Source organism: Anaerolineales bacterium, assembly GCA_022866145.1.
In the GTDB taxonomy this organism is placed as follows: Bacteria; Chloroflexota; Anaerolineae; order Anaerolineales; family E44-bin32; genus PFL42.
The window spans coordinates 1-5,154 of sequence record JALHUE010000140.1 but is presented as its reverse complement, the minus strand read 5'-3'; the positions used below and the strand labels follow the sequence as shown (position 1 = coordinate 5,154).

The following is a 5,154-nucleotide window of genomic DNA, read 5'->3' as shown; positions in this document are numbered from 1 at the left end:
TTCCTCGGGCCGAACAAGACCGTGATCCAGCCGGGCGAGATCCTGACGGAGATCTTGATCACCCCCACCGGCAGGAATGAGGGCTCGGCCTACGCCAAGATCGGCCGCCGCGCCGCCCTGACCCTGGCCGTGGTCAACGCCACCGCACGGGTCAGGCTCGATGGCCAGGGCAACTGCGTCGAGGTGCTGATCGCCATGGGCGCCGTGGCGCCCAAGCCGCGGCGCGCCGTCAAGGCCGAGAAGACCCTGAGGGGCAAGCCGTTCACGGCGGAGGCCATTGGCCGGGCGGCCGAGGTGGCTGCCACCGAGACCAAGCCCATCGACGACGTCCACGGAACGGCCTGGTATCGGCGCAAGACGATCAAGGTCCTGGTCGAGCGCACGCTGCGGCAGGCTGGCGGGTTGAAGGAAGGAGCAGGCTGAGACCATGTTGAAGCGAGAGATCTCCTTCAAACTGAACGGGAAGCCGGTCAAGGTGGATGCCCCTTTCGGGATCAATCTGCTGGCCCTGCTGCGCGAATACCTGGATGTCACCGGGCCCAAGTTCGGCTGCGAACAGGGCAACTGCGGCGCCTGCACGGTCCTGCTCGACGGGGAGCCGGTGAACGCGTGTTTGGTGCTGGCGCCGGTCGTCGCAGGGCGTCGGGTAGTCACGATCGAAGGCATCGGAACGCCGGAGAAGCCGCATCCGCTGCAGACGGCCTTCACCGAGCACTACGGCGCCCAGTGCGGTTTCTGCACGCCGGGGATGGTCGTCTCGGCCAAGGCGCTGCTGGACCGCAATCCGAGCCCGACCCGGGAAGAAGTGGCCGAGGCCATTGTCGGGAACATCTGCCGCTGCACAGGCTACAACAAGATCTTCGAGTCGATCCTGGCCGCGGCCGAGCAGATGCGGTAGGAGGAGGATACGACCATGGTAGACACCAACTACGTCGGGAAACGCCTACCGCGCTACGACGGGATGGAGCATGCCACCGGGCGGACGCGCTACGTGAACGACATCAAGCTGCCGGGGATGCTGCACGTCAAGGCTTGGCGCTCACCTCTGAGCTCGGCCCGCATCAAGAGCGTCGACATCAGCCGGGCCGAGAAAGTGCCGGGAGTGGTGGCGGTGATCGTCGGCAAGGACGTCCCCAACAACGTGTTCGGCGGCGAACAGCCGGTCCTGGCCGACAAGGAGATTCGCTACCTCGGCCAGGAAGTGGCGGTGGTGGCGGCCGAGACACCCGAGATCGCCCGCCTGGCGGTGGGCAAGATCAAGGTAGAACTGGAGGAGCGGCCCCCGATCCTCGACCCGCAGAAGGCGATGGAGCCAGGGTCACCCAAAGTGCGCCCGGAAGGCAACCTGCTGCCTTTCAACGGCAAGGACCACTACCAGGTGCGCAAGGGCGATGTGGAGGCCGGCTTTCGCCAGGCGGATCACATTGTCGAAAATTACTTCCGCACGGCGGCCCAGGAGCACTCGCCGATCGAGACCCAGGCCAGCATCGCAACCACCGATTCTATGGGCCGGACGCACATCTACACCGTCACCCAGGCGGTGTTCTTCAACCAGGGCACGATCGCCGGCATCCTGAACAAGCCGCAGGCCGACGTCCACATGATTGGCGGGATCCTCGGCGGCGGCTTCGGCTCCAAGAATGATCCGCATGCGGACCACATCTGCGCCGTGCTGTCGCTGTACACCGGCGGCCGGCCGGTGAAGTGGGTGTGGACACGCGAGGAAGAGTTCATTGCCTCCACCCATCGCGGTGCCACCCACCTGTGGTTCAAGGACGGGGTGACAAGGGATGGCCGCATCGTGGCCCGCAAGATCAAGATGGTGCGTGACGGCGGTGCCTATCCCTCGACCAATGACTATGTGATCCGCAAGGCGTCGTCGGGGATCGCTGGGCCATACGACATCCCCAACGTCTGGATCGACAGCTACGCCATCTTCACCAACAAGCGCCCCACCAGCTCGATGCGCGGCTTCGGCCTGTACCAGGGATCCTTCGCCTGGGACGTGCAGATGGAGAAGATCGCCGAGGCGATCGGGATCGACTCGTGGCGGCTGCGTTTCCTCAACGCCATCCGCGATGGCGATACCTCGGCGACGGGGGCGGTTCAGCACAACTGCGGCCTGATCGAGGTGATGCAGGCGGCGGCCAAGCGGGCAGGGGTCCAGCTCGAGGCGGACCTGTTGGCGATGTCTTCGGCGCAGAAGTAGGCGGAGGCGCACATGGCGATCAAACGAGGCAAGGGAATCTCCGCGGTCTGGTACTCAACCGGGATGAGCGGAGGCGGCGACCCCAGCCAGGTGATGGTGAAGATGCGCCCCGACGGCAGCGTCGATGTGCTCATCGGGAGCGTGGACATCGGCCAAGGCGCGCGCACGATCGTCCGTCAGATCGCTGCCCAGGAGCTGGGGGTTCCGATCGAAAAGGTCAACGTGACGGCTGTCGACAGCGATACCAGCCCGCTCGATACCGGGACCTTCGCCAGCCGCGTGACGCACCAGACAGGGAATGCCACGATCCTAGCGGCGCGCGAGGCGCGGCAGGTGTTGTTCGAGGTCGCGGCCGGACAGCTGGGGGTCAGGCCCGAGCAGCTCGAGGCCAAGGACGACAAGATCGTGGTGCGCGATTTCCCCGAGCAGGCGATCCCGATCGCCGACGTCGCCGGCCAGGCGACCTGGAGCGATCGCAAGATCATCGCCGGCCGGGGAGCCTTCGGCTGGCCGGTGGCGGTCGTCGATCCCGAGACCGGCCAGGGCGAGCCGCTGCACACCATGGCCTATGGCGCCACCGTGGCCGAGGTCGAGGTCGATACCGAAACCGGCTGGGTGAGGGTCCTCAAACTGGCCAGCGCCTACGACTGCGGCAAGGCGATCAACCCGATGCTGGTCGAAGGCCAGATTGACGGCGGGGCGGCCGGCGGCCTGGGATCGGCGCTGATGGAGGAGCTGCATCCGTACTATCCAACCCTGGATCACTTCCCGACCGGGTTCTTCTCGTACATGATTCCCACCGCCAAGGACCTGCCGCAGCTGGACGCAGTTGTGGTCGAGATGGGTTCGCGCACCGGCCCGTATGGCGCCAAGGGAATCGGGGAAATGACGGCCAACACCCAGGCGCCGGCGATCATCAACGCCATCCATGATGCCGTCGGGGTATGGATCACCGACCTGCCGGCGACAGCCGAAAAGGTGCTGCGGGCCCTCGAGGCGAAGCAGGCCGGGAAGTAACAGCCGGATCCGCCCGCCGCTCGTACGGGCGGAAATCGATGGAAGCCGGCGGCGGATGGGGTGGGGCGGTAGCGCGCGCCATCCGTCGCATGACGGAACGCCGATATCCGAGACGGTCTTGGACGAAGCCGTGGCAGGCAGCCAGATGCAGGCAGAACCAGACATCCAGATCGGATCCGTGCGTCTGCCGATCAACGTCGGCAACACCAGCGCATTCATCCCCGGCGAGCAGACGTACGTCATGCCGGCTCAGGGATACCTTGAGAAGCTGGCTTATGGCGTCGCCCACAACTTGCCGGCCTTGCTGATCGGCGAAACCGGCGTCGGCAAGACGCTGGCCGTCCGTTACCTCGCCTGGCGGACGAGCAACGGCTTGCGCCGGGTCAACCTGAACGGTGCGACGACCGTCGACGAGTTCCTGGGCAAGCTGCTGATCAACGAGCAGGGGACGTATTGGGTCAATGGGGTGTTGGTCGAGGCGATGCTGGCCGGTGACTGGATCCTGCTGGACGAGATCAATGCCACCCTGCCCGAGATCGCCTTCTGTTTGCACTCGCTGCTGGATGACGACCGAATGGTCGTGCTGATGGAATATGACGGGCGCATCGTGCGGCCGCATCCGAACTTCCGCCTATTCGCCAGCATGAACCCGAGCGAAGAAGGCCGCTACGGGGGGACCAAGACGCTGAATGAGGCCCTGCTCGACCGATTCCCAATTGTGCTCCGCATGGACTACCTGGGCGAGGACCAGGAAGTGGAAGCGGTGAGGGCACAGAGCGGCAACGGAGACGAGGCCACCATCCGTCAGATGGTGCGCATGGCCAACGATGTCCGGGCGGCCATCCGCAACGAGAAGGTTTTTGGCGCCTTCAGCACGCGGCGTGTGATCGATTGGGCGCGCATGTCGCTGACCTTTGGCGTGCGTGAAAGCGCCAAGTACACCGTCATCAGCAAACTGTCCAGCTACGATGCTGAGGTGGTCGAGGACATCCTTGATAACTACTTCTAGGGCTGAGGCCCGGCACCAGCTGGTTCAGGATCGGCGGGAGCGGCTGGAGAAGCTGGTTCAGATATCATCCCATGCCTATGACCTGGCCCTGGATTTCGGCACGGCGGACGGAATTGGCCCCGGACAGATCGTACTGCGTGTCGGGGATGACCAGGCCGCCGCAGCCGACTACCTGTGGCTGCGGGGCGAGGCCCTGCATCTGCTCGGGCACTTTCTGCAGGACGTGCGTTCGGCGGCTGAGGAAGGCGAGCGGGAGCAAGCCGACGGCAAGCCGCACTTCCTCGGCCTGTGGCACGCCCTCGAGGACGCCCGGATGGAGAATTGGATGGTAGGCCGCTGGCCGGGCATGCAGCGGTCTTTTGCGGCGCGGCAGTTGCCCAACCTGGGCGGCGGACTGCTGAAGCGCATGCCAGTGCTGGAGCAGGTGGAGTACGGTATCTACCTGACCGGCCGCGGCCTGGCGGCTGGCCACTACAGGCCGGATTTGGCGACTGCGCTCGAGCAGGTGCGCCTGGACTTGGTGGCCGGCGCTGGGGGAGAAGGCCCAGCCAGTTCGCTGCAGGCGATGCGCCACCTGTACCCGAAACTTGGGCCGCTGCTCCCGCAGGCTGGGCGATCTTCGCCACAGGGCGGATCAGACTTCCTCGAGGACGAACCAGGCGAGCGCCGCGGGAGGAACCCCGCCGCCGGACCCGATCCGGAAGTCCACGGCCCGCCGCAGATCGAGTTGGACGACGGACTGGTGGAAGTCACTCCCTTGGGGTGGCGGCGCGAGCTACCGGAGTGGTACCGGCCTGGGAGCGCTCCATGGTTCGAGCGTGGGGTTGGTGAGAAGCAGGTCCACCCAAGCGCCGTGCGTAGCGACCGACAGACCCTCGTCGAGGCCCCGCGCCAGGAAGCCGGTGCCTATCGCCTGCTA

At 65.7% G+C, this 5,154-nt stretch carries 4 protein-coding genes and 1 pseudogene; all 5 read left to right on the top strand.

The genetic code is table 11. The features are described 5' to 3' along the window. On the top strand, positions 1–423 hold a 423-nt coding region (locus MUO23_04400), incomplete at its 5' end, for a hypothetical protein (GenBank protein MCJ7512190.1). 4 nt (positions 424–427) lie between these two features. Beyond that, the gene (locus MUO23_04395; GenBank protein MCJ7512189.1) at positions 428–898 is read left to right on the top strand and encodes a (2Fe-2S)-binding protein; all 471 of its coding nucleotides are present in this window, start codon (positions 428–430) and stop codon (positions 896–898) included. Positions 899–1,015: 117 nt separating this feature from the next. After that, positions 1,016–3,226: pseudogene (locus MUO23_04390) on the top strand (xanthine dehydrogenase family protein molybdopterin-binding subunit). A gap of 145 nt (positions 3,227–3,371) precedes the next feature. After that, positions 3,372–4,235, top strand: coding sequence for a MoxR family ATPase (locus tag MUO23_04385; GenBank protein MCJ7512188.1), 864 nt, complete (start codon positions 3,372–3,374; stop codon positions 4,233–4,235). Continuing rightward, on the top strand, positions 4,219–5,154 hold a 936-nt coding region (locus MUO23_04380), incomplete at its 3' end, for a hypothetical protein (protein ID MCJ7512187.1). The genes MUO23_04385 and MUO23_04380, both read left to right, overlap by 17 nt.

Coding starts and splice junctions, on each gene's coding strand:
- MUO23_04395 (MCJ7512189.1), top strand. CDS start 428: ATGTTGAAGCGAGAGATCTCCTTCAAACTGAACGGGAAGCCGGTCAAG.
- MUO23_04385 (MCJ7512188.1), top strand. CDS start 3,372: ATGCAGGCAGAACCAGACATCCAGATCGGATCCGTGCGTCTGCCGATC.